The sequence below is a fragment of the Streptomyces sp. ISL-98 genome (genome assembly GCF_018614055.1).
GTDB lineage: Bacteria > Actinomycetota > Actinomycetes > Streptomycetales > Streptomycetaceae > Streptomyces > Streptomyces spiramyceticus.
In genome coordinates, this window is record NZ_JAGGPB010000019.1 from 187,897 (window position 1) to 211,817 (window position 23,921).

General features: G+C 68.9%; 19 protein-coding genes and 4 pseudogenes. 19 read left to right on the forward strand and 4 right to left on the reverse strand.

Annotated features, from left to right (window positions below; genetic code table 11):
• Window positions 1–222 precede the first annotated feature (222 nt).
• The 4 genes from J7I98_RS13855 to eccCa form a co-directional block, all read right to left on the reverse strand.
• Complete coding sequence (locus tag J7I98_RS13855) at window positions 223–918, reverse strand: hypothetical protein (RefSeq protein ID WP_214920957.1); 696 nt, start codon at window positions 916–918, stop codon at window positions 223–225.
• The gene (locus J7I98_RS13860) at window positions 918–3,176 is read right to left on the reverse strand and encodes a DUF6571 family protein (RefSeq protein ID WP_214920958.1); all 2,259 of its coding nucleotides are present in this window, start codon (window positions 3,174–3,176) and stop codon (window positions 918–920) included. Before J7I98_RS13860 ends, J7I98_RS13855 begins: the two co-directional genes overlap by 1 nt.
• Window positions 3,177–3,207: 31 nt before the next feature.
• Window positions 3,208–3,660 carry a hypothetical protein gene (locus J7I98_RS13865; RefSeq protein ID WP_214920959.1) on the reverse strand — a complete coding sequence of 151 codons (453 nt, stop codon included), beginning with the start codon at window positions 3,658–3,660 and terminating at the stop codon, window positions 3,208–3,210.
• A gap of 118 nt (window positions 3,661–3,778) precedes the next feature.
• On the reverse strand, window positions 3,779–7,756 hold the full coding sequence (eccCa, locus tag J7I98_RS13870; protein WP_214920960.1) for a type VII secretion protein EccCa: 3,978 nt from the start codon (window positions 7,754–7,756) through the stop codon (window positions 3,779–3,781).
• A 235-nt stretch (window positions 7,757–7,991) separates the two neighbouring features.
• Between eccCa and eccD the strand changes: the two genes are divergently transcribed.
• From eccD to J7I98_RS13960, 19 genes and pseudogenes are all read left to right on the forward strand, one after another.
• The gene (eccD, locus tag J7I98_RS13875; RefSeq protein WP_214920961.1) at window positions 7,992–9,503 is read left to right on the forward strand and encodes a type VII secretion integral membrane protein EccD; all 1,512 of its coding nucleotides are present in this window, start codon (window positions 7,992–7,994) and stop codon (window positions 9,501–9,503) included.
• A 386-nt stretch (window positions 9,504–9,889) separates the two neighbouring features.
• Complete coding sequence (locus tag J7I98_RS13880; RefSeq protein WP_214920962.1) at window positions 9,890–10,270, forward strand: hypothetical protein; 381 nt, start codon at window positions 9,890–9,892, stop codon at window positions 10,268–10,270.
• Window positions 10,271–11,066: 796 nt separating this feature from the next.
• On the forward strand, window positions 11,067–11,345 hold the full coding sequence (locus J7I98_RS13885; RefSeq protein ID WP_214920963.1) for a hypothetical protein: 279 nt from the start codon (window positions 11,067–11,069) through the stop codon (window positions 11,343–11,345).
• A gap of 51 nt (window positions 11,346–11,396) precedes the next feature.
• Window positions 11,397–12,674: a hypothetical protein gene (locus tag J7I98_RS40975; protein WP_251020573.1), complete on the forward strand. Its 1,278-nt coding sequence runs from the start codon at window positions 11,397–11,399 to the stop codon at window positions 12,672–12,674.
• A 144-nt stretch (window positions 12,675–12,818) separates the two neighbouring features.
• A complete protein-coding gene (locus tag J7I98_RS13895) occupies window positions 12,819–13,493 on the forward strand; it encodes a hypothetical protein (protein WP_214920964.1) in 675 nt (224 codons plus the stop codon).
• Between the two features lie 108 nt (window positions 13,494–13,601).
• Window positions 13,602–15,390: pseudogene (locus J7I98_RS13905) on the forward strand (type IV secretory system conjugative DNA transfer family protein).
• A complete protein-coding gene (locus J7I98_RS13910; RefSeq protein WP_214920967.1) occupies window positions 15,387–15,617 on the forward strand; it encodes a hypothetical protein in 231 nt (76 codons plus the stop codon). The pseudogene J7I98_RS13905 and the gene J7I98_RS13910 overlap by 4 nt, the downstream one beginning before the upstream one ends.
• A complete protein-coding gene (locus J7I98_RS13915) occupies window positions 15,614–16,786 on the forward strand; it encodes a DnaB-like helicase N-terminal domain-containing protein (protein ID WP_214920968.1) in 1,173 nt (390 codons plus the stop codon). The genes J7I98_RS13910 and J7I98_RS13915 overlap by 4 nt, the downstream gene beginning before the upstream one ends.
• Before the next feature lie 47 nt (window positions 16,787–16,833).
• Window positions 16,834–17,418 (forward strand): hypothetical protein, encoded by a 585-nt coding sequence (locus J7I98_RS13920; protein WP_308377748.1) that lies wholly within the window; start codon window positions 16,834–16,836, stop codon window positions 17,416–17,418.
• 1 nt (window position 17,419) lies between these two features.
• A pseudogene (locus J7I98_RS40980) lies at window positions 17,420–17,593 on the forward strand (DNA methyltransferase); the annotation flags it as partial.
• Window positions 17,594–17,714: 121 nt separating this feature from the next.
• Window positions 17,715–17,984: pseudogene (locus J7I98_RS40985) on the forward strand (DNA cytosine methyltransferase); the annotation flags it as partial.
• Window positions 17,985–18,389: 405 nt separating this feature from the next.
• Window positions 18,390–18,620 (forward strand): hypothetical protein, encoded by a 231-nt coding sequence (locus J7I98_RS40990; RefSeq protein ID WP_251020574.1) that lies wholly within the window; start codon window positions 18,390–18,392, stop codon window positions 18,618–18,620.
• A 93-nt stretch (window positions 18,621–18,713) separates the two neighbouring features.
• Window positions 18,714–19,319: a DUF4913 domain-containing protein gene (locus J7I98_RS13930; RefSeq protein ID WP_214920969.1), complete on the forward strand. Its 606-nt coding sequence runs from the start codon at window positions 18,714–18,716 to the stop codon at window positions 19,317–19,319.
• Between the two features lie 85 nt (window positions 19,320–19,404).
• Window positions 19,405–19,881, forward strand: coding sequence for a hypothetical protein (locus J7I98_RS13935; RefSeq protein WP_214920970.1), 477 nt, complete (start codon window positions 19,405–19,407; stop codon window positions 19,879–19,881).
• Window positions 19,878–20,546, forward strand: coding sequence for a hypothetical protein (locus J7I98_RS13940; protein WP_214920971.1), 669 nt, complete (start codon window positions 19,878–19,880; stop codon window positions 20,544–20,546). The genes J7I98_RS13935 and J7I98_RS13940 overlap by 4 nt, the downstream gene beginning before the upstream one ends.
• Window positions 20,543–21,370 (forward strand): large ATP-binding protein, encoded by an 828-nt coding sequence (locus J7I98_RS13945; RefSeq protein WP_214920972.1) that lies wholly within the window; start codon window positions 20,543–20,545, stop codon window positions 21,368–21,370. Before J7I98_RS13940 ends, J7I98_RS13945 begins: the two co-directional genes overlap by 4 nt.
• Before the next feature lie 22 nt (window positions 21,371–21,392).
• Complete coding sequence (locus tag J7I98_RS13950) at window positions 21,393–21,935, forward strand: hypothetical protein (RefSeq protein ID WP_214920973.1); 543 nt, start codon at window positions 21,393–21,395, stop codon at window positions 21,933–21,935.
• Window positions 21,936–21,991: 56 nt separating this feature from the next.
• Window positions 21,992–22,561 carry a helix-turn-helix domain-containing protein gene (locus tag J7I98_RS13955; protein ID WP_251020575.1) on the forward strand — a complete coding sequence of 190 codons (570 nt, stop codon included), beginning with the start codon at window positions 21,992–21,994 and terminating at the stop codon, window positions 22,559–22,561.
• Window positions 22,562–22,957: 396 nt separating this feature from the next.
• Window positions 22,958–23,880, forward strand: a pseudogene (locus J7I98_RS13960) (DUF317 domain-containing protein).
• Window positions 23,881–23,921: the final 41 nt, after the last annotated feature.

Here is a 23,921-nt window from a genome sequence, read left to right on the forward strand (position 1 = left end):
TGGCCAGCCGGTAGAAGCACTCGCGCTGGTCAGCGGCTCGGCGAAGATTTCGGCGGGGTGCGGTACCCAGTACCTCGATGGTGACGGCGGCGTGGTGGAAATTCCGCTCAGCGTGTAGCGGCTGACGTAGCGTCGCGCCGGACCCCCGCCGGCTCTTGGCCGACGGGGGTCTCGTTGCTTCCGGCAACTGGGTTTCCGCCAGCGGGGAGTGCCCAGGTCGAGCTACTTGACTGCGGCGGGCGGCTCGGTCGGGATGACGGGCTTGTTCTGGCAGTCCAGGCTCTTTGCCATCACTTTGGCGGAGTGCAGGAGGTGCTGAAAATGGACTCGAACTCTACCGTCACCCGTCAGCGCGTCCCTCATGGTTGCCAGGACCGGCACTCGTTCCTTCTGCTCTTTTCGCGCCCCGGGAATCGCACACTTGAAGTAGACGTAGTACGAAGGGATGCCGTCATCGCCCTTCCGGAGAGTGAGCGTCACATCGGAATTGACCGGAGTCCTGGTCCCTCCCTCGCCGGCGGAAATTCTGTCAAATGGGAACACCGAGTGTTCGTAACGAACGGTGAAATTCTCTCCGAAGCCTCCTCCCTCTTTGCTGACGCCGCATACGTAAGCTCCCGAGAAAAGGATTGAGTCAAAGGGATCTGCGCTGTCCTTGGGCTCCCAGTCCTGCAGCTCGTAAAAAATCTCCCGGGCCTGCTTGAGGTCGTTGTCGCTCTTCATGCGGAGCTTGCCTGCTCCGGCGCCATCCCTCAGCCAGTCCATTCCCGCCACCCCGAGGACTTCTGAACAGGCCGACTCCTCAGCGGCGCCAGCACCCGGTTTGTCCCCGTCGCGCTCGGAGCTGCACGCACTGACCGATAGGAGTGTTGTCAGTACAGTGACGGTGGCAACGTTCTTGCTTATCAGCCACTTCATCACTTGCTGTCCTCAGTGTCGGTGACGCCCGCACCTACGCCGTACCTCACGCTGGCCTTCTCTGCCAGATCCCATACAGCATCGGAATCCATCCCGTGCGCATCTGCGTAATTCAATAGAGGGGTCATGGCGTTGTGCTGGCCTACTTCCTTGGCTTTTCCGATGCTCTCGATAGATTCATTGGAGTTGTCGAACTCGCGCTCCTTGAGCCAGTCGATTGTCTCCGTTGCGAACTGGGCGTTTGCGGCGCCCCCGACGTTCTCCATGGCCAAGGGGACGGCGATGGCCATGGCGGCACCAGCGGGGACGATCAGCGCCGTTCCCGCACCGACGGCGGTGCCGACTACGGCTCCGACGGCTGCCTTACGCCATTCGGCCTGCTTTTCCAGCTCCTTGTTCCGTTCGTCTTTCTCGTCGCCGAATTCCTTGCCGATGCTTTCGAATCGAGCCTCGTCCATCAGCCCGTGCATCAGGACGCTGTGCCGGCCGACGCGTAGTGCATCCTGAAGGTCGTCTCCCTGCGCGCCCATCGCACTGGCCCCGTATACCTGCTGGGCCGCGGAGAGAGTCTTGTAGGAGTCTTCGTCGGAGGCCAAGGCCCGCAGGAAGTTGGCCCCGTCCGTCTGGCCGAAGTCTCTGAGGTGGTTGCCCTTGGCGTCGAACATGCCGTCCCTGCCCGCTTGTTCCCCCGAGCCGCCGAAGTTGGCCATGGAGTAGTTGAGACTGTCCACATGCCCGGCCGCCATGTTCGTCAGGCTGTCGCGGATCCCGGGCTGCCCGTCGATGACATCGGCGTTCTTGTAGTTGTCCACGACCCGCTGCATGAGCGCGGTCCGGTCGTCCCGAGCAGCCTTCTGCTCGTCGGTGTCCAACGGCGGAATACTCGGGTTCTGGTCGTCGTACGCGTATCCCAGCGTCGCCGACTCCAGCGCATGGCCGAGGTTCTTGTAGCCCGTCGTCTTGCCGTCGTCGTCGGTCGGCCACTCACGGGCGTTCTCGTTCTCCTTGTCGACCAGGTAGTCCCAGTTGCTGAGGGTGTCGAGGTCGTCCTTGCCCCCGCGGCCGGTCGAATCGTTGAAGAATTTCAGGGAGGCTTCCGGGTTGTGGCCGAGCGCTTCCATGAAGCCGGCTACCGGGTCGTTGCCCGGTTTGGCGGAGCCGGGCGGGTAGTTGAGCTGCGCGGGGTTACCGGGGCCGTCCCAGAGCCAGTCGGCGCCCAGTTTGCTGTTGCCGCGCTCGAACTCCACCATTTCCTTGCCGTACGACGTGAGGAAGCCGGACTCGAACTTCCCCTTGCCCATCAGGCTGCTCATGACCTGGAAGCCGTGCGGGGCGCTCATGATTCCGGGGTGCTTGATCCGGTCGTCACCCGCCGCGATGATGCCGTCCTTCCACTCCCGCATGGCGGGGGTGTCGACGTGGGTGGCGGTGGCCAGGGTGAGGCTCAGGTTGTCCTGCACCTTGGCGAGGATCTTCGCCCGTTCCCCTGTCGGGGTGTCGCCACGGCCCGGGTCGGCCAGGCTGCGCCAGAACTGGAGGGTTCCTTCGGGGCCGAGCTTGGTCGCGAAGCGCTCGGCGTAGGCGGGGTTGTCGCGCTGGTTTTTGGCGACTTCATTGAATCGCTTGAGTTCCGCGTCCGTCAGGTCGGCACCCTTGGCGGCAAGCTTCACCTGCGCGTCGGCGTCCTCGATGCCCTGCTGCCGGTCGGCGTCCTTGAGGCCCCGGTAGCCAGTCTCGTCGAAGTCGTATTTGCTGGCGGCGTGCTTGCGCAGCGCACGGGCGGTGATTCGGTCGGTTTCGTTCGCGGCTTCCAAGATCCTGCCGACCTCGGCCGCAGCCGCGTCGACGTCCTCCTGGGTGGGTGCTTCGGTCTTGGCGTTTCCCGCCACCGCACCGGGCGGGGCGGCAGAGACGGCGCCGCCCTTGTCGTTGATGTAGACGTTCCTCTTGGCCCACCTGTCGACGGTGGTCTTCAGTTCTTCCTGGTGCTTCTTGAAGGCTGCGTGGGACTCCTGCAGGATCTTATGGACGCTGCGGGCCTCAGTGACGACATCGTTGAATTCCGATGCTGTCTTGGCCACGAACCCCTTCGTCACCGTAGCGTTGGCGCCGCTCCAATCCGCGGCCTCCGCCTTCGCCTTGAGATCTGCGGCATTGATCCCCCCGCCCCCACCGGTGGCCAGTGCGCGAAGTTTGCCGACCATCTGCTCCCAGTCGGTGACAGCCGCCTTCAGTTTCCCCAGGCGCAGATCGGTCAATTGTGTGACGCTCACCATCCCATTGCCCCCGTCACTTGATGTAGTCCTGGATGCGCGAAACGGTCATAAGCGCACCAGTCGCGTTGCGCAGCTCAGTCTGGATCTTCACTTCGTCCTTGGCGTGCTGAGCACGCGTGAAGTCGAGGTGGTTGGAGATGTGCGCGCAGGCTTCCTTGAGCGTTCCCAGCTGGCTGTTCCAGGCATCGTGCAGCTCGGTGAGGGCAGAACCTGTGTCGAGGCCGTCGTTCATGAGCTCGATGGAGGCGTCGAAGGTGCTCTTGCGGGCGTGATCGCCGTCTACGCGTAGCCCTTCACGTAGTTCGTATGCCATGTTGCCCAATCGGCCGAGCTCATCGTCCCGGACGACAAGGTCTCCCTGGCCCCCGCCGCCCCCACCACTGGCCGGAAGCTGATTGAGCCGCATCTGTGTGGAGTGTTTCTCGGCCGCCTCGGTCTTCAGCTGTTCCCACTCGTCCCATGCCATGCGTGGGTTCCTTCCCCCGTGTGAGCTGTCTCGATGCTCACGTTGCGTGTCAACCTAACAACTCGTTCTGTCTACTTGCAGGTGTGGTCTTCGACTTGAGCCTTAAGGGCGTATCCGGTCACGACTGGTGCACCTCGGGCATGAGGCCCGTCTGCACCAGCGGATTGCCCCGTCGGCGCGTGATGAAGAGGCCCCGCCCCGGTGGCATCGGCCGCGGCCGTACGCCGCCTAGGACATCGCCTTCCTGTGGGTCGCCGGACAGCAGCACGCCCTGCGCGCCCAGTTCCACCATCCGCTGCATGAAGGGCTCGTACGCTGCTCTGCTCGCGCCGGCCGTGTTGCGCGCGATGATGAACCGGACGCCCACGTCGCGCGCGAAAGGCAGCAGCTCCGTGAGCTTGGCCAGCGGGTTGCCGCTCGACGTGGACACCAGGTCGTAGTCGTCCACGACCACGTACACCGTGGGGCCTTGCCACCAGCTGCGGTCCCGAAGCTGCTGCGCTGTGACGTCGGCCGCGGGTGTACGGCGCTGCATCAGGTCTGCCAGGGCGTCCATGTGGTGGTCCATGTTGTTGGACATGGGGACGTACTCCGCCAGGTGTGTGGGCGGGGTGGCGTCCAGCAGTGTGCGCCGGTTGTCGATCACGAAGAGCTTGCAGGTGTCGCCGTCGTACCGCTCGCTCAGCTGTTTGATGAGCAGCCGGAGCAGGTTGGACTTGCCCGATTCGCTCTCGCCGAACACCAGGAAGAACGGGTCGCGTTCGAAGTTGGCGAAGACCGGTTCGAGGTTGTTTTCGTCGATGCCGAAGGCCACTCCCCGTTCCGGGTCCGCCGAGCCCGCCGGAAGGCTGCCCAACGGCAGCGCGCGTGGCAGCAGCCGCACCGCTGGAGCTCCCGGCGCGGGCCAGTGACGGTTGATCTCCTGGGTCATGGAGGCCGTGGCTTCCGACAGGTCGCTGTCGGAGTCGATGCCATCGATCCTCGGCACTGCCGCCATGAAGTGGAGCTTCTCCGGAGTCAGCCCGCGTCCCGGTACGCCCGCCGGGACATTGGCCGCGGCCTTGCGGTCCAGCTCCGAGTCCATGGTGTCGCCGAGCCGCAGCTCCAGCCGGTTCATCAGGTGGTCCTTCAGGCTCGCGCGGACCTCCATGGAGCGCGAGGCGGTGAGGACTACATGGATGCCGTAGCCGAGCCCGCGCGCGGCGATGTCCTGGACGACCTGCTCCAGGCCCTCGTAGTCCGCCCGGAAATTGCCCCAGCCGTCGATGACCAGGAACACATCACCCCAGGGCTGTTCGGTCATCGAGATTCTGCCGCCCATGCGCAGTCGGCGGAAGGTGGCGATGGAGTCGATGCCCGCGCTGCGGAAGTACTCCTCGCGGCGCGACAGGATGCCGTACACCTCGGCGACGGTACGCCGTACCTGCTCCGCGTCGAGACGCGAGGCGATCCCGCCGACGTGCGGCAGGCCGGCGACCGAGGCCAGGCCGCCTCCGCCGAAGTCGAGACCGTAGAACTGCACTTCCTGTGGTGTGTGAGTCAGCGCGAAGGACGCGATCAGTGTCCGCAGCAGGGTCGACTTGCCCGACTGCGGGCCACCGACGATCTGCATATGACCCGCTGCCCCGGAGAAGTCGCGGTAGAGAGTGTCACGGCGCTGTTCGTACGGCTTGTCGACCACACCCAGTGGTACGACGAGACGACCCGAGCCGTCGTACCCGGGCTGAGTCAGCCCGCGGCCCCGTACGCTCGTGAGGCCGGTCAGCAACCCGTCGAGCGTCGGCGGGTCCTCCAGTGGAGGCAGCCACACCTGGTGCGCTTCCGCGCCCTGGCCTTCGAGCCGACGCACGATGACGTCGAGCACCGTATCGGCCAGTGCGTCGTCCTCGGGCGTACGGGCATCGGGTACGGGAAGCCGGCTGTCCGGCTGGACATAGCGCACCGGCACCGGAGCTGCCGTGAACCGCACGGGCCTGCGGTCCACCGGAAGCGGCCCGTCGGCTCCCGCGGTCCGCTGCGGGCTCGTGCGGTACGCCCCGGAGACGTACGCCGCCTTGAAGCGCACCATCTCGCCCGTGCCGAACTTCAGATACCCCGATCCGGGGACGTTGGGCAGCTGGTACGCATCGGGTACGCCGAGCGCCGCACGCGATTCTGCCTCGGAGAACGTCCGCAAGCCGATCCTGTACGACAGATACGTCTCCAGACCGCGCAGTCGGCCCTCCTCCAACCGCTGTGAAGCCAGCAGCAGATGGACGCCCAGCGAACGACCGATGCGACCGATCTGTACGAACATCTCGATGAAGTCCGGCATGGCGGTGAGGAGTTCGCTGAACTCGTCGATGACCAGAACGAGTGACGGGATGGGCTGGAGCGGAGCACCCGCCGCACGCGCCTTCTCGTAGTCATGGATATTGGCGTAGTTGCCCGCGTCGCGCAGCATCTCCTGGCGGCGGTTGAGCTCACCGCGGATGGAGTCGCCCATGCGGTCCACCAGTGTCAGGTCGTCCGCGAGGTTGGTGATGACCGCAGCGACATGCGGCATGTCCGACATCCCGGCGAAGGTGGCGCCGCCCTTGAAGTCCGCGAGGACAAAGTTGAGTGTCTCCGACGAATGCGTGACAGCGAGGCCCAGTACGAGCGTGCGCAGCAGCTCGGACTTGCCGGAACCTGTCGCCCCCACGCACAGGCCGTGCGGTCCCATGCCTTCCTGCGCCGCCTCCTTCAGGTCCAGCATCACCGGAGCGCCGTCCTCTCCGATCCCGATCGGTACGCGCAGCCGGTCCGCCTGTGAGCGTGGCCGCCAGGTGCGGCTGACGTCGACGGAGGACGCGTCTCCCAGGTTCAGCAGGTCGGTGAAGTCGAGATTGGCAAGCAACGGCTCGTCGTCGTCCCCGCCCGAGACCACGCGCAGCGGAGCGAGCTGGCGGGCAAGCGCCTCGGCTGCTTCGGGACTCAGCCGATCGGGCACCCCGTCGTAGACCAGGCCGTGCCCCGACTCCAGCCGCAGCGATTCGGGATGCACGACCACAGACAGCCCACCGCGCTCCCCGGCGACCTCGCCGGTTACGACCTCGATGACGGTCACGCCCTGCAGCCCCTCGGCCGCGGCGAGCGCCGACCCCGGAGAGACCGACTCTCCGTCGAGCACGACGACAATGTGCGGCTGTTCGAGCAGCGGATGTCCGCCGGGCTGGAACCGCGGACGGCCCTCAAGGCGCTCTGCAAGCATCTCCTCCAGCTCCCGTACGCCGTTGGTGATCAGCCGCCGGGTGCCCGCACCGTCATTGCTGCCCGGAACCTGGGCATGCGGAAGCCACTTCGCCCACTCCCACTGCGATGCGGCGTCGCGACTGGTGGCGACCGCGATCACCAGGTCCTCTGGAGAGTGCAACGACGCGAGCGAACCGACCATCGCGCGGGCCGTGGAGCGCACGGACCGCTCCTCGCCGCTGACCGTCAGGTGGTAGAAGGCGCGCAGCGAGACGGCCATGGGCAGGCCGTCCAGAGTGCCGTGCGTCGCCAGGAACTGCTGCAGCGCCCCCGCGGTGAGGGGCTCCAGCTCGTCCACGGGCGCCGTCTCGGGGGCGATGAGCGGCGTGGCGAGCTGCTGGCTGCCCAGGCCGATGCGCACCTGCCCGAAATCGGCGTCGCCGCTGCGTCGCTCCCAGACCCGGCTGCCCTCGGCGACCAGCGCCCACAACTGCTCGGCGTCCGGGTGGAGATAGAACTGCGCGTCCCGCTGGAGACGCGCGGTTCTCAGCACCGCGCGCCTGGTCTGCGTCAAGTATTTGAGGTAGTCGCGCCGCATATCGGCAAGCTGCCCCTGGGTGCCTCGCCGGTAGCGCACCAGCATCGCGATCGCCATGGCGACCGTCGACGCGATCATCACCATGCCCATGATCCGCATGATCGGATTCGGGGTCATGAAGAAGAAGACGACGGAACCCCCCATGCCGAGCATGGGCAGGAGTTGCATGAGCGCGCCCTCCTGCTGGCCGCGCGGCAGCTCGGGCGGCGGCTGCAACTGCACCTGTCCACCAGGCACTTCGAGGGGCAAGGCCCGTGGCAGGCGTTTGACGACGATCTGGCTCACAGCTCACCAATTCCCTTGCCGGACGAAGAAGTTCCTGTCGACGCCCCCGTGGCGAGAAGTTCCGTCCGCAGAAGGGGAGCCTACTGGCGTGGGGGCGACCGGGTGGCGGTAGGGTTGCGCGGCGCGTGTATGCACCCGCGAACTTCTGGAAAGCAAAAGGGTCGTTCGGGGTGCCGGCGAGTCCACGGCCAACGACCGCCCAGCGCACCACAAGCAGCAGCAGGGGGAGCAGCAGGTGACTACGACGGCCCGAGCAGTGGCCCACGGAACCGGGCATTCCATTTATGGGGCTCCGTCGAACAACGGAACCGGTTTCTGCCGGGTCACGGTCGTCGCACCTGACAGCCGCGTCGATGTCGCGCTGCCCGACGACGTCCCCGTCGCTGACCTCCATCCTGAAATTCTGCGGCTGTCTGGACAGCGCCGCGCGGAGAGTGCTCCGGTCGGCTATCACTTGGTGCGTCGCGACGGCACCGTGCTCGACAGCGCACGCTCTCTGGCCGGCCAGCGCATTCTCGACGGAGAGCTCTTGTCTCTGCGCCCCTTCGCGGAGTCGTTGCCCCCGGCGGTATTCGACGATGTCTCCGATGCCGTGGCCTCCGCAGTCGCCCGCCACCGCAGGCTCTGGAACGACAGGCTGATGCGCGGCGCCGGGCTCTTCGGAGGCTCGGTTCTGCTGGTGCTGCTCGCATTCGTGCTGTGGACCGCCGACCCCCGGCACGACATGCACGGTCTGCCCGGCGTCCTGGCCGCAGTCAGCGGCGTACTCCTGCTCGCGCTGGCCGGCGTACGTGCACGGATGTATGCCGACCGGGGCTCCTCGGTGGCTCTGGGGATCGGTTCGCTCGCGAACGCCGCGGTAGCGGGTGCGGGGCTGCTGCCGCTGGGGGAGGGGCAGGGTGTCGGCAAACTGCAGTTCCTGCTCGCCTGCGCTGCCGTGCTGGTGGCCTCCGTGATCCTCATGGTCGTGGCCCCAGGCGGAGACGGTCCCTTCGTCGCGTGCGTCTTTGCCGCCGCTGTCGGTCTCTCGGTGACCTTCGCCGCGATCACCACCGGGATGGACGCGGTCGAGATCGCTGCGGTGTGCGCGCCGCTCTCCGTGGGACTCCTTGCCTTCCTGCCCGGCCTCTCCACCCGCTTCGCCCGCATTCCCATCGGCTTCGAGCCTCCGCCCACCGCCGCCGGCGGCTACGGGGCCGACCCCGCACCCCAGGGGCACGGCCCGGTCGACGCCGAGGGGATCGCCGCCCAGGCACGGCGCGGTCACGAGCTGCTCGTCGGCCTGGTCGGCGGCTGTGCGCTGGTGGTCGCGGGCGCTGCGGCCGTGCTCGGATTCTCCGGCGACATATGGGGGCAGCTGCTCGCACTCGCCACCGGCGTCGCCATGCTGATGCGCGCCAGCCTCTTCCGTTACACGGCACAGGTCGGCTGCGCGCTCGCTGCAGGCCTCGGCGCCCTGGTCCTCCTCGGCCTCGGGCTGTGCCTGAATCCGCCGAAGGGGCTGATGTTCAACGCGTTGAAAGGCGACGGGACAGCGCTCGACATCCGTACGATCTGGCTTGCGGCCGCGGTCGCCGGAATCGCCGCACTGATCATCACCATCGGACTGATCGTGCCGAGCAAGGGCGTGACCCCCTTCTGGGCGCGCATGCTGGAGATCGCGGAGACAAGTGTGCTGCTGACCCTCGTGCCGCTGTGCCTCGCGGTCTTCGGCGCCTACCACTCAATCCGTGCGCTGACCTCCTGAGGTCGGGCTCGAAGGGTGTGTGACTGCCGCCTGGGTACGCGCCTGAGGATCACCCGCAAGCTGCGCCAGACGGATCCCGCCTCCCGAGTAACAGAAGCTCCCCAGAGAATTCGACCTGGGGCACTCGGTGGCTATACGGAGACCAAGAGAACCTGCTGATGCGCGGCTCGGATCGGTCCCGAGACGGTGCGTGGAGCGCCGACGCGAACCTCATTGCACCGGTTAAAGTCTCGGGCATGTCGAACGAACATCCGAACACGCCGAATCCCTACGGACAGCCCAACACTCCGGTCCCGTACGGGGAACCTGGCACCTCAGCCCCATACGGAATCCCAGTCGGCCATGGGGCCCCGGGCACGTACGGGAGCTCGCACCTCGACGCCTCCATGCCGACCAGTGTCCGTGCCGCGCGGGTGGCAATCTTCGTGATGATGGGGCTGTGCCTGCTGGTGTCGGTTCTGGTGGGCGTCGTCGTCAGTCCGCGGGCAGCAGGCGCGGCCTTCGGCCAGAACCTGATGGGTTGTGTGCTCTTCATTCTGGCGTTCCGCTACAGCAAGGCCACAAACGGCGTGCGTGTCACGTCGATTGTCCTGGCGAGCGTGCAGATCGTACTCGCGCTCGGCGGGACTGCTCGGGGAGTCCAGGGCGGAATCTTCGGGCTGGTCGGCGCGATCACCATCGTCGTGCTGCTCAGCCGACGCACCGCGGGCGAGTGGTTCAACAGGCCGCGCACTCCTGACAACGGCCCAGGCCACGCTGTCAAGTGACCTGCTGTTTACCGTCGATCGGGGGCGTCGCAGGCTTGTCGGCCGTGATGGAAGACAAGGCGATCGCGCCGAGGCCCGATGCGCGACGGAGTGAGGCGACTCCCCTAGCTGTAGGGCCTGGTCTGGACGAGCTCACAGCTCTGGACTCCGATTCTTCCGCCGACGCACCCAGCGCGGGTGACATGTATGGCTCTGTCCTCGCGCCAACCCGTGGGGCCTCCCCGGGCCTGCCGCATGCTGGGCACGCCGTGGCCTCGCGGACGTAGCCCGCGTGGAAGGCGGTCGACTCAGCGGATGTCAGCTCGCTCAGCATCATGTCTCTCCCCGCTCCCGGCCTCGATGTCGTACCAGCCCACGGCGAGCAGCCCAGCGTGCGAGGGCTGATCGATCACACATCGACCAGCGCCCCAGAACCACAACCGTTTCGGGTCAAATATCTTTGGCCCTTGGTCATGACCATCAAGCCGCTTGGTCGGCAGGGTGATGGCCGCCTGTCAGCGTCGGGTAGGTGCCGGTCCAGGGCCGCTGCGGGGTTCGGGACTTCGAGGGCACCGTCAATGTCACGTCGATGAGGTCGTCGAGACCCTTATGCACTTCGACGGCTACAGAGCCACACCTGCTTCATGCCCCAACCTCGAGCACGAGGGCATCCCGACGAAGGTGAACTTCCGGGTCGTGCGAGGAGAGAGAAGCCTGGAGGCGTGCCTGCCCTCAGTCGCCTTCTGCACTCGTGACGGACCTCGCGACCACTCTCACATTCAGTGGTTCGAAACGGGTCATCCGCACTGGAGTACAGATGAGAGTGGCCTGGTCAACGGCTTCGTCAAGTGTCACTTCCAGTGGTTGCTCTCACGCCTGCCGGTGGGCCGCCCTGCGCAACCAGGCCAACGGACTCGACATCGTCGCCACCGTCATCCGCCAGGACGGCCGCTGGGCCCGGCTGCACAACGACGCGTACTTCGCACGCTCCGCCTGCGCGGACTTCGCCTACAACCACCGCCTCGACGAGCCGGGGCGTCTACCAGCCATCTCCGGCCGGGCCAAATCGCGGAATCTGCGGATCCTCTCTCCCTGACGGCCCGACCACCCGGGCTCCCGTTCGCCACTCCCCTTCGAGGTAGACGCCGTGATCGCCCACCTGCAGCGCGCCAGCCACACCGCCGGTCTGCTCACGTACCTGTACGGGCCGGGCGAACGCGGTAACCACACCAGCCCCCGGCTGATCGCGGGTGACGGCCACGGAGCCCCGATCGAACTGCTGGCCGTGCCTGACTCGCTGCCCTACCTGGCCCACGCCCTCGACGCACCCGTCGAGCGCCTCGGGGCCCGCGCACCCGAACGGCCGGTTTGGATCTGCTCGGTCCGCTCCGACCCTCGCCGGCCGGACCTCACCGACTCGCAGTGGGCCACCGTCGCCCACCGCCTGGTAGCCGCCACCGGCATCGCCCCGGACGGCGATCCGGACGCCTGCCGGTGGATCGCCCTGCGCAACCAGTCCCGGCAGGTGCACGTCGTGGCCACCCTCGCTCGTGAGGACGGCAGCCTCCACAACGCCTACCGCGACGCCTTCCGCCTCCAAACCGAGTGTCACCGCCTCGCCTCCGAGCTGGGCCACCTGCCCACCGCTCCACGCCCGATACCCCGCGCCCAGGAGATCCACGTGCCTGCCCCCTCCATCACCTTCACCGCCGAGCCCAGCGGCAGCGTCTCGGCGAAGGGCGCCAGCGACGACCTTTCCGCCACGCTCCTCAAGCACGCTGGCTTCCAGCAGATCGACGACTGGTACGGCCGACGCCATCGCCTTCCCACCACCACCCCGGCCGCTGATCGCGCGGCCATCGCCACCCACGCTGCCGAGATGCTCCGCGCCGCCCGCTACGGTGTCGACCTCGACCCCTCGCTCGACACCGCCCAGATGGCCACCCCGGCAAACCCGCTCGGGCCCTACATCGCCGGAGCGGAACTCCTCCGACTCACCGACCAGATCAGGTCCGCCGAGAACGGTGAGGACCTTCGGCGGGCGGTCGACCACCTCCTTCATGCCGAGCACGGCGCGCTGGAGCGTGTCCGGGAAGCGCTGGAGGTGGCAGGCGAGCAGATCACCGATCTCGATGACGAGGCGTACCAGCTCGCCGACCGGTTCGGCTTCGCTGCAGAGTTCGTCAGCTCGGCACAGTCGGAACTCGTGGACTCAGAGGCCGAGTTGCGCCGTGTCGGCCACGCGCAGCAGCCCCCGACCGAGACGCGGACGCACTCTCCGAGGCTCCCCGACCCCCGAAGCGCCGCTCTCGCCACATCGCCTGCAGCGGCCAAGGCCAAGGTCTCCTCGGCCTTCGGCGCCGGGGCGGCGGACGTCAACGCGGCCGTACGTCCGTCACAGGTCCCCGGCCCTCGGACGCGGTGACCCAGATGCCACCGTGAACCTGCCGCTGCCCTCCTCCGCCACCAGACCGGCGCCCGGACCCGAGTCCGTCCGCCCAGGTGGGGAGCACGTGTGCGCGTGCCCCCACCCAGCCCGGAAATCCAGCACAACGACCGAGGAGCAACCGTGCCCGAGTTCTACCCGAGCATCGGCGAGGCCGTCGGCGCCGCGATGCAGCACAACATCCGGCTCGCCCATGGCAGCGAAACGTCCGGCTCCGACAAGCCGGTGCAGGTCCGCTACCTGCCCCATCCTTCCGCCGACCCGTACTCCGTCCCCAGGTTGATCGCCCGGCTCACCGAGACCGCAACGCCCGACGAGGTTGCCGGAATCATCGAGGAGGTCAACAGCGCACTTGTCGGGGCTCTGCCGCAGCTGACCGAACTCGTCGCCGCTGCCGCCGACTGGACCCGCGCACGTCTGGCGTTCGACGACCCGAACCACAACCCCACCTTCGAGACCTGGACGCGGCTGGCCGCTGCCCACGGCATGCTCCGGGACGTCCAGGGGCAATTGGAGATCGTCGAGGACGGGATCGCCGCGTGCCCTGCCGAACTCACCGATCCCAGGAACCACGAGGTGGTCAACGTCCTGCGGACCAGGGAGCTGCTCAGCGACGTCCTCGGTGCCGGCGCGGTCGCCTCAGCCCCGCCCCCCGCCGAGGGCGATCCGGAAGCGAACCGGCAGCGCGCTGCCCGTACCTCCTCGCCGAATGCCGCCGCTCAGCGCACGACGTCCCCGGTCAGTTCCGCAGAGGCGTCGGCGAGCACTCCGCCGCCCCGAGCCCCCCGCACCCGATAGCCCCGACCGCCAACTCTCTTCCCGAACAGGAGCTGCCTCGATGACCAGCAGAAGAGCGCCGCGTGCCCCGCCCCCATCACTCGCCTGCGCTCACTCCCAGGACCCACCATGCCCGCCCCGCGTACCAGCGCACCCTCGACCACCACCGGGTCGGACGCGTTCCTCTACCTCCTCTTCGGCATACTCGGCATCGCGCTCGCCTTCGGTTCGCTGGCGTGGCTGACCGGCAATCTCAGCAACTCCCTCTTTGGCAGCGGGCCTTGGTCCCCGTTCAGGGCCACCGACGCGCTGCTTCATCCCGACGTGCTGTGGCCGCACCTGAGCCCCACGGCCCTGCTGGTCGGCGCGCGGATCATCCCCGGCCTGCTGTCCGTTTGCCTCACCATCGTCGGCCTGGTGCTGTGGATGCGGCTGCGCGGCGGCGCGAAGAACGGCCTCGCCCGGAAGGCCGACCTCGCCCCGCTGCTGGACAAGGAGATCACCGCCAAGGCCAGGACCCTGCGGCCGTCCCTGAGCGGCCGGGAGTGTAAAAGAGGTCGCTCCTGCTGACCGCGGCATCCTGCTCGGCACCCTCTCCCCGGGGCTGGCCAATGTCCGCGCTTCTTGGGAGGACGTGATCGTCGCGATCATGGCTCCGCGAAGCGGTAAGACCTCCGGACTGGCGATCCCCGCGATTCTCGCGGCTCCCGGCCCGGTGCTGCTGACCTCGAACAAGGCGGCCAACGATGCCTTCACCGCGACGGTGGACGCTCGCGCCGAGGTCGGCACGATCTGGACCCTCGACCCCCAGCAGATCGCCCACCACCCGCGCGAGATGTGGTGGGACATCCTGGCCGACGCCCGCGACCTGGCCGGGGCGAAACGTTTGGCCGGACACTTCGTCGCCGCCAGCGTGGACGAGTCGAACGGCTCCGACTTCTGGTCCACCGCCGCGAGCAACACGCTCGGCGCGCTGTTCCTCGCTGCCGCCAGCCACCGGCGGCCGATCACCGACGTCCTGGCCTGGCTCGCCTCCCCCGCCGACCGGACCCCGGTGGACCTGCTCACGGATGCCGGCCACGACGCGGTCGCCGCCCAGCTCCAGGGCACCGTCTCCGGCGCGACCGAGACCCGCGACGGCATTTATGAGACGGCGAGGCAGTACGCGAGCTGCCTGCTCGACCCGGACGTCGCAGCCTGGGTCACGCCGAGCAAGGACCTCCCCGAGTTCAAGCCCTTCACCTTCGCCACGTCCCGCGACACCTTGTACCTCCTCAGCAAGGACGGCGGCGGCAGCGCGAGCGCGATCATCGCTGCAGCGGCCGACGCCGTGATGCGCGCGGCCGTGGTCGTCGCCGAGCGCTCCGGCGGACGGCTCGACCCGCCCGCCCTGTGCGTCCTCGACGAGGCCGCGAACGTCTGCAAAATTTCGGATCTCCCTGACCTGTACAGCCACCTGGGCTCACGGGGCGTGATCCCGATGACGATCCTGCAGTCCTACCGGCAGGGCCAGCGGTGCTGGGGCGAGGCCGGCATGGATGCACTCTGGTCCGCCGCGACCATCAAGATCATCGGAAGTGGCATCGACGACGCCGACTTCGCCGACCGTCTGAGCAGGCAGGTTGGTGACCACGACGTGCAGACGACGTCGGTGTCGACCAGCGACGGCGGCAAGTCCACCTCGGTGAGCATGCGTACCGAGCGGATCCTGCCGCCCGACGCGATCCGCGCCCTCCCCAAGGGCAAGGCGCTGCTCCTAGCCACCGGCATCCGGGTCGCGATGCTCGACCTCCGGCCTTGGTACAAGGAGCCGTCCGCCAAGGTGGTCGGCCCGGCCTCCGCCCGCGCGACGAAGGCCATCACCGAGCGGGCCCTGGCGAAGACCTTCGACCGCGACGACTTCGGGCTGTCGGCATGAGCGCGCCCACACCGCGCTCCGGGCGGCTCGTACGCTCGCCGGTCGTTCTGCGCGACAGTCAGTGGTGGTTGGTCAGCGGGGCCGGCTCGATTCTCGCCACCGATCCCACGTTCACCGGTCTGCTGGACGGCTTCGCCAAGGCGATGGCCGCTGCCGACCAGGCGGTCGCCGACCTCCGTGCCCGGCAGAGCGAGCCTCCCGCTCCCGACACAGGGGGGCAGCGATGAACCCGCTGCTGGGTGCCGAGCAGGCGGTACTCGGCTCCGTGCTACTCGACCCGGGCCAGCTCTCGCATCTTGACTGGCTCGCGCCGGATCACTTCTACCGGCCGGTCCACCAAGCGCTGTTCGCCGCACTGCGCAAGCTCCAAAACGACGGCCACCCCGCGTTGGCAGCCGAGAAGTCCGTACCGCTGTCATGGGTGACCGATGCGGTCGACGAGGCCAGCCTCCACGTACGGGGGCTGACCGCGGTGTACGCCCACACCCTGATCTCGGCCTGCCCGCGTCCCGCACACGCTCCGGTGTACGGCCGCATGGTGCTGGAGGGCGCGATCCATCGCAGCATCACGGAACACGCGATCCGCCTTCACCAAGCGGCTCGCGCCGACGCCCTGCAGGGCGAGGTCGAGGGAGCCCTGCACTATGCGGACGTTCTGACCGGGGTGCTCAGCGATCTCGCACGGCGTTGGGGAACCGAACCTCGCCCGGTCGCGCCTGCTACTCCGCCGGCCACCGCCCCGGCCGCCCCGCCGCCGGTCCGGGCAGACCAGGTCGCCGAGGACGAGCGGTTCCTTCTAGCCGTCCTGGCTGAGCAGCCGAGCGCCATGGACGAGGTGGTGGGCTGGCTTCGGCCGGGCGACTTCGCCGACCCGGCCCACGGGCAGCTCTACCGCTGCCTCGGCGCGCTGCACCACCGGGGGGAGCCCCTCGACCGGATCACCCTGCTCTGGGAAGCCCAGCGGCGCGGGCTTCTGGCCGACGGCACACTGTCCGGCGACCAGCTCACCGCCATCTGCGACGGCGTCGGCCCCGGCAGCGCCGAATGGCTTGGCGAGCAGGTCATGCGTTTCTCGGTCACCCGCACCGCATCCACCTCCGCGCGTGCCATCCGGTCCTTGGCGGAGAACGAGGCCCTGGCCCCCGGGCGACTCATCAATCACGCCCTGCATGCGCTCGGCCCACTCGACGAAGTGCGCACCCGCTGGCAGACCGCGAACGGCCGCCAGGCTCCGACGCCGACGGCTCCAGTCCCTTCACCAGACAGGCCCCCCGCTGCGCGGGTGCACGCCGCCCTCGCCCGCAGCACCCCTCGCCCGGTCTCGCCGCCCTTGGCGCGGCCCGGTTCTGCACCCACCCCGGCCGCCGCGCGACCGCCCTCGCGCGGCCACAGCTGAACCTACCCCCCACAGTCCGTCGCTCCTCCTCTCCACTGGACTTCACCGTGAACAGCAACCCCCTCTCCGACGCCCTGGCCATGCGTGCCACGGCCTCGGCCTTCGATGCCCACCGCGGCAAGCTCCCGGTACCCGGAGGCCCCCACCGCTCGCCCGACAGCGTCGCCGTCGCCAGGCAGATCTCCGAACTCGGCAAGATGATCACCGACCTGGGCGACGAGGTTCTCTTCCGTGCCACCGACCAGGACCGGGAGGTCCACACTGCCCGGGTCATCACCAGCTTCGCCGCCACTGTGCGACCTGCTGGCGAGGCGGCAGCCGCCCTCGGGGCAGTGGCCCACCAGCTCTCCTTCCTGGACCAGACCGAGCACCTCCGCGACCAGCCCGACGCCCGGGATGCTCGGGAGGCTGCGGTGCGGGTGATGGACGACGTCCTCGGTACGGCGGAGGTGGCCCTACGTGAAGCGGCCGACTCCCTGCACGCCGCGTCGGCGACGGTGTCGCCTCCGTCCGTACGACTCCAGGCTGCCCGCAGCCGGTCCACGACCGCGGCTCCCGCTCCCGGGCCTCTGCCCCCGGCTGGCGCCCTGGCGGCGGCAGCACCCCAGGACCGGATCGCGCGGAGCCGGTGACATGCAGACCACCACCGCGCGACCGCCGTTGATCGGCTCGCTCTGCTCGGGGTACGGCGGACTGGACCTCGGAGTGCAGTCCGCCCTCGGCGGCACGCTGGCCTGGCACGCCGAGGTGAATCCGGACGCCTCGCGCATCCTGGCCCGGCACTGGCCCGGGGTGCCCAACCTGGGCGACATCACGACCGTCGACTGGTCCCCCGTCCCCGGGGTGTGCGTCCTGACGGCGGGCTTCCCCTGTCAAAGACGTCTCGGTCGCCGGCCGACGGGCCGGACTCAACTCCCAGACCCGCTCCGGGCTGTGGCTGCACGTCGCCCGTGCGGTCGAGGCCCTCCGACCCTGTTTGGTGGTGATCGAGAATGTGCGCGGCCTCCTCACCTCTCCCGCCGGTTCCCCTGGCGACGTGGAATTCTGCCCGTGGTGTCTGGGAGACACCCCAGGTCAGCCTCCTCTGCGGGCACTCGGTGCCGTACTCGGATCCCTGGCTGACCTCCGGTACGACGCACGGTGGCTCGTGCTTCGCGCCTCCGATATCGGAGCTCCGCACCGCCGCGAGCGCACCTTCCTCGTCGCCTGGCCCGCCGAACACTCTGCTCAAGACGCCGACCAGCAACATCGGCAAGAACGGCGGCTCGCAACACCCCTCCAAGAGGAAGAGCGGGGGCCACGGCCCGAACTTGGCCGACGAGGTGGAGTGGCTCCTTCTGCCGACCCCGAAGGCGTCGGACGGGATCAAGGGCTCGCCCAACCAGCGGCACGGCAACGGGGACATGACATTGCCGAGTGCGGCGGCGTCGCTGCTGCCCACACCGCGGGCCAGCGACACGGGCACCCCGGGCCGCCGCCCGGGCAAGGGGTGGCGCCCTCCCTTGTCAGCGGTGGTCCTGCCGCTCTGGACGGATTCGGCTCTGGGAGCCGGGGAGCAGACCGGCGATGGGGTGCATACGAAGCCGCCATCACCCGATGGGAGATGCTCACCCGTCCCGCGCCGCCGCCCACCGACGCGGCCGGACGGCTCCGTGCCGACTTCGTGGAGTGGATGCAGGGCCTGGAGCCCGGCTGGGTCACCGCCACTCCGGGGCTCGGCCGACCGGCTCAGCTCACCGCGCTCGGCAACGGCGTTGTGCCTCAACAGGCCATCCGAGCAGTGCAGTTGCTGGCCCCGCCCTTCCCGCGTTGCCCCCGCTGCACGGCGGCGTAGCGCCTCACTACCGGGATTTCCCGGCCTGACCAAATCGCGGATTCTCCGGATCCTCTTCCCCATGTCGCCCTCCCACAGATGGAGCACGCCCCCATGTCCGACACCAGCAAGACCGCCCCCGACCCCGAGCCGTTCCGCGTCCCCGACGGGGATCTCGACGACCTCGCCAGCACCCTCGCCAAGACCATGGCCGAGGTCAGGCAGCACGGCGTCATCCTCGACCGCCTAGGCTCCGAGCCCGCTCCCGTGCCCGCTGCACCCCAGCCGACTGACGATGTTCCGGCCGCAGAGGCAACCGACTCCGAGCAGGCAGATGGCCCCACGTCGGTGTTCATCCTCGCCTTGGGCGGCGAGGCGTACGCCGTCGAACTCGCCGCACTCAGCGACTGGGTGAACTACCTCTTCCTGCCGGTGTACGGCCGAGAGATCAGCACGACTCGCCCGTGGTGCGCACAGTGGCACGAACACCCCGAGGCCGTCGCCCGGCTGCACGCCCTCTGGCTCGCGTGGCAGCAGCTCACTGATGCCGAGGCCGGCCTGTCCGGTCCTTCGACGTGGCACCGCGACCACCTGGACCAGGCGCTGGTGCACCTCCGTGCTCCCGACGGACCCTTCGCCGCGTGCACGACGAGCCCTACCCGGCCTAACCACCGTGTGCTGGCCACCCCCGCACCCGAGCAGTTGGGGCTGGCGGCATGAGCGGCGAACTCGACTTCCGTCTCCATGAATTCGAGCCCGCCGACGCGGACTCCGACGCCCAGCGACCGAGTCCTCGGAGGTCGATGTGAGCCGCGCCCGCTTCGCCTTCGCCGCACATCCAGACGCCATCGCGGATCTGCGGGAACTTCCCGACGAGGTACGCGACTTGGCACTGCTTGAGCTGCAGAACCTGGTCCACGGGAGCGACGACTGCCTGCCCCTGAAAGGCCGCCTCGCGGGCTTCCACAAGGTCTACGTCGACCCGTCCGTCTCCTACCGGTTGGTCATTCAGTTCCGCCCGGCCCCGCCTACCTCGAACCACAAACGCGAGATCTATCTCGTCGCCGCCGGTAGTCGGAAGGACTACGCGGTCTACCGCTCGGCCCACCTTCGCACCGGCCCTCGCCAGGACCCCGAGACAGCCTCCGCCACCGAGGCGCGCGTGCAGGCCGCTCGGTCCCGCTCTCCCCGTGCGGGCGACCAGCCGACCGCTGTCCCGGCAACTCCTCCAGCAGCAGCCCAGCCCACTGCCTCCGCCTCCCGAAAGGCTCCCCAACGATGACCGCCAACCGCGCCCCTCTGGCCCGTACCGAACTCGCCAGCCTCCTCAGCGATGCCGCGCAGAGCGTCTCCGGGGTCCTCACCGCCCAGTACCCGACGGCCGCCAGCCGCTCCTACCTGCACCCCGTGCTGGGCGCGCTGTCCGCCGGGCCCCGGGTGGTCTGCGAGTTGAACGACCGGCTCGAAGGGTTCGTGGCCGACGAGCCGCTCCCCGCCACGCCGGCAGGTCTCTTCACTCTGGCCTCCTACGCCTCCGCTCTGGGATGGCTCACCGAGTCCCTCGCCGAGCTGACCACCTCGGTCGACCAGATCTGCACGCGCGTGGGCATCCCCACGGAGCCGCCGGACCCGGCCTTCGCCGCGCTCGCCAGCGTGGAGCAGGACAGCGAGTTCGACTTCGCCTTCAGTGCGCTGGAGTTGGCGGCGATTGGCACCGCCTCCGAGGCCGCCGGTCTCGCGCCGGGCGACTACGTCAAGGTGCTCTCTGAGTCCCTGCTCGCAGCCTCCCGGATCACTGACGCCTGCATGGAGATCTCCAGCGGCCTCCTCGAAGACGCCGCGTACGTCCTCGGCGAGGCGACCGACCACGTCTCGATCGGCGACGGCCCCGACAGCCTGCCCACCCTGGTCCGTTCGCTGCTCGCCCGGATGGAGGCGGCCGAATGAACCCGCACGACGCGGCCAAGAGGCCCGGTGCCCACCTGGTCGCCGAGGAGTTCGGCGTTGAGGACCCATGGGCGCTGAGCGACAACCGCCCGCTGCGCGACCCGCTCGACCTGGTCGGCAGGATGGTCGCCGAGGCCGCCCGTGATGTCGACGAGCTGCACGGCGAACTGACCCGCGCCGCCCAGTCCGCCATCCACCTGCTTGCGCCCATTGCCCAGGGCGATCACGCGAGCATGCGCGGCTGGTACGGCGTCCTGCGGACCACCGGCCCGCAGATCGAACTGCTAGTCGCTCGCCGGGGCGCGGCCTACGAGCAGCTCACCCGGTCCATATCCACCTTCCGTCGCCTCTTGCCTGAACAGGACGCTGCGCGGCCCTCGAAGGCGGCGACTCCCGACCTGGGCAAGGAACAGGGCCCTGGCCGGGGCGATGACTGGGCCATCTCGGGTGATCGCCAGCTCGGAGCCCTCGAAGCCGTCGAGGCCGGCGGACTGCGATTCCACCAGAGCGGGGGCTACGGCTACATCTATCTCTCCGACGGGCGTGGCCAGCGCCCCAACCCGGAGGTCTGGCCCGAAACCGTCCAGCGGCTGGTCGCCGACGGGCTACTGGACCAGGACGCGAGCGAGGGACTGTACCGGCCTGGACAGCTCCTGTCGCTCACGCCGCAGGGTGAGAACGCCCTTCGAGATGCACGTACGGCCACGCCGCGCGTATCCGCCGCCCTCAGCCGCAGCAACTCTGCGGCGATCTCCGGCGCCGCCGCCGATCCAGCTGTCGCACCCGCAACAAGCGCGGCCGCCAAGCCTTCCCGGTCCCGCTGATTCCCCAGAAAGGACGTCCTCCATGTCCACCACGTTTTATACCCGCCGCCTGGTCGAGCACCGGTACGGCCGCCCGCTGGAGGAACTGCAGCGCGGCAACGCCTCCGGTCGCTCCGACGACCCTGTCCTGCCCATCCTGCTGCGACGGCTCGGCGGCCTCGCCCAGACTGACGCCGATGCCCGATCTGCCCGCCGTCACCTCGACGCGGCCTGGCAGCGATGCCGTTCCGGCGAGCACGTCCTCGACGATCTCGTGCTGCTCTACGCGACCGAAGTCGTCGACCTCGAACGCCAGGAGCAGACCGAGGCGGAAGCGGTTTGGGACCTGCTGGATGTCCGCCTCCTGCTGGACCGCCCATCCGCGCAGCGGCCCCCGGCCCACCGAGCTGCCCCTGCTCCTGCCGATCAGGACCTGCTGGCCATCGCCCGCGAGGTCGCCGCCGGTCTGCAACGCATCAACCGCGAGGCACTGCGCCGGGGCCTGCGCGACCGCGGCATCCACGTCAGCAACCGCCGCCTCGGTGAGGTGCTCCAGAGGCTCCGCGCCGAGAACACCTCCCACTGACCACTCGGCCTCACCACACAGCTGGAAAGCCCTCTTTCCTTACCGGAGTTCGCCCCATGACCACCCCCATACAGCCCTCCGCCTTCTCCATCGGCTCGGTCGATGCCCAGCGTGTCGAGGACGCGTTTTCCCTCATAGCACCGAAGTGGACCACCTGGTCGGCGCAGACCCTGGCACAGCAGGGCCACCCCTTGCGTGTGCGTGACGTCGCCGCCAGGCTCCCCTTCGTCAGCGAGCAGCTCGTCGGCAAGCGGCTGGCCCAGATGCACGCTGATGGGCTGGTCACCCGAGCCGACGACCGCCACGGGGCTCCGTACCAGCTCAGCGCGTTCGGCGAGTCGCTGTCTTCGGTGCACCGCACCTTGTCGGACTGGTCTCAGAGCAACCTGTCGCTCGGCGGCAAGGTGGCCGGTGCCGAACGTGTCGAGGACGCCGTGCGGCGTCTGCACCTTCGGCATTCGACCGCCGTGATCCAGGTCCTGGACGCGGGCGGCCCCACACGGTTCGTCCACAGCGCTGAGGAGGCTGGCCTGGACAACGGCTTCACCCGGCAGCGACTCAACCGGCTTCAGGTCGACGGCCTTTCGCCCGTACCGGACCGCGCCACGGCGACCCCTACGTCCTGACCGACGCCGGGCGGGCGCTGGGCCCTGTCTACGCGGCCGTCGAGCACTGGAGTAACCCCGCCGCCACCCGGAGGCACTCCTCGCCCCCGACCGCCGTCACGGCGGCCACCCGGACCCACGCCGGCGTCCCGCTGGGGTCGGATGGCATCCGAACCGCAGCGGCCCTGCGCCGGAGCACCGCCGCACCGAGCGCCCTCTTCAGCCACGCACCGCAGCCGCAACCGCGGGTGCCGGCGGCCGTCACCGCCCAGTCGGCCCCCTCTCGGGGCCGGTGATCCGCGTGGCGCTGAGAGCCAGCCGCGTGTCCCCGTTGCCACGGCGCCCGCGTGCAATCGAGCAGCCCGTTCCGCTGCGCACGCGGGCGCGTTCCCCTCCTATGCCCCCGGAGCCTCGACTATGAGCATCCAGCATCCCTACCAAGAGGTACTCGTCAGCCCCGTGTACCTGGCTGGCTCCAACGGGACCGGAGACGCTGGCTTCGCCCCCGTCGCCCACTGGCCGCACCACCATCTCGACGAGGGGCCCTGCCAGCTCCTCGTTACCTCGCCCGACCAGCGGATTCGTATCGGCTGGTTCGGCGACGACTTCGACCTGTGGAAGATCACCGCAGCCGAGGACGCCGTCTCCGCAACCCGCTGGACGGCAACGTTCAACCATGTCACCCCGGCCGAGATCGTCGCCGGTCTCACCACCGCTCTGGCCCACGACTACGCCGAAGCCGACGCCACCGACGGCAACGGGCGCTTTCTGACGAGCCCGTCGTTGTACTGGGCCGACGCCGTCCGGCCGCTGACCGATGCTGGATGGACGCGTGGCGCGGCCGAGCGTGGCACCGTCGAGATCATCGCCCCTGACGGACAAGCAGGCGTCCTGATCGACAACCGTCTCTCTGACTGGGACAACGAAACCGTCACGCTGTGGGCCGGTCCACCGGGCTGGGGCACGCGCGCGGAGGCGGTCTTCACAGCCCGCACCCCGTCCCACTTGATCGCCGCGCAGCCGCCATGACCGATTCAGCCCCGGTGATCCGTGAGCGGCATCAGCTCGATCGCAAGGTTGAGCACCTGGTCACGCTCACCCCCGTCGGCCCAGCCACACCCCAGATCTCTCGGGCTCCGACCCCACTCGACGTGCGCCGCACCGCTGTCACCCAGGCCGTCCACCGCGCCGCACGCGCCCCGCAGACAGCCGCCGACCTCCGGGTCATGGCCGCCCGCAGCCGCACGGCGTTTGCGGCACAGAGCCGGTCGAGCAATTCCGCGCACACTCTCGGGGCCAGGCCGCTGGCCAGCCCGTCGGCCCCACGCCACAGCCGCTGACCCCCAGGGCTCCGGGCCTTCCGGGGCACCACCTTTGACCA

Excerpts from the sequence above, each read along its gene's own strand:
- J7I98_RS13930 (WP_214920969.1), top strand. The coding sequence starts at position 18,714 with ATGTCCGACACCAGCAAGACCGCCCCCGACCCCGAGCCGTTCCGCGTC.
- J7I98_RS13950 (WP_214920973.1), top strand. The coding sequence starts at position 21,393 with ATGTCCACCACGTTTTATACCCGCCGCCTGGTCGAGCACCGGTACGGC.
- J7I98_RS13945 (WP_214920972.1), top strand. The coding sequence starts at position 20,543 with ATGAACCCGCACGACGCGGCCAAGAGGCCCGGTGCCCACCTGGTCGCC.
- J7I98_RS13865 (WP_214920959.1), bottom strand. The coding sequence starts at position 3,660 with ATGGCATGGGACGAGTGGGAACAGCTGAAGACCGAGGCGGCCGAGAAA.
- J7I98_RS13940 (WP_214920971.1), top strand. The coding sequence starts at position 19,878 with ATGACCGCCAACCGCGCCCCTCTGGCCCGTACCGAACTCGCCAGCCTC.
- J7I98_RS13880 (WP_214920962.1), top strand. The coding sequence starts at position 9,890 with ATGCCGACCAGTGTCCGTGCCGCGCGGGTGGCAATCTTCGTGATGATG.
- J7I98_RS13955 (WP_251020575.1), top strand. The coding sequence starts at position 21,992 with ATGACCACCCCCATACAGCCCTCCGCCTTCTCCATCGGCTCGGTCGAT.
- J7I98_RS13885 (WP_214920963.1), top strand. The coding sequence starts at position 11,067 with ATGAGAGTGGCCTGGTCAACGGCTTCGTCAAGTGTCACTTCCAGTGGT.
- J7I98_RS13910 (WP_214920967.1), top strand. The coding sequence starts at position 15,387 with ATGAGCGCGCCCACACCGCGCTCCGGGCGGCTCGTACGCTCGCCGGTC.
- J7I98_RS40990 (WP_251020574.1), top strand. The coding sequence starts at position 18,390 with ATGCTCACCCGTCCCGCGCCGCCGCCCACCGACGCGGCCGGACGGCTC.
- J7I98_RS13855 (WP_214920957.1), bottom strand. The coding sequence starts at position 918 with ATGAAGTGGCTGATAAGCAAGAACGTTGCCACCGTCACTGTACTGACA.
- J7I98_RS13915 (WP_214920968.1), top strand. The coding sequence starts at position 15,614 with ATGAACCCGCTGCTGGGTGCCGAGCAGGCGGTACTCGGCTCCGTGCTA.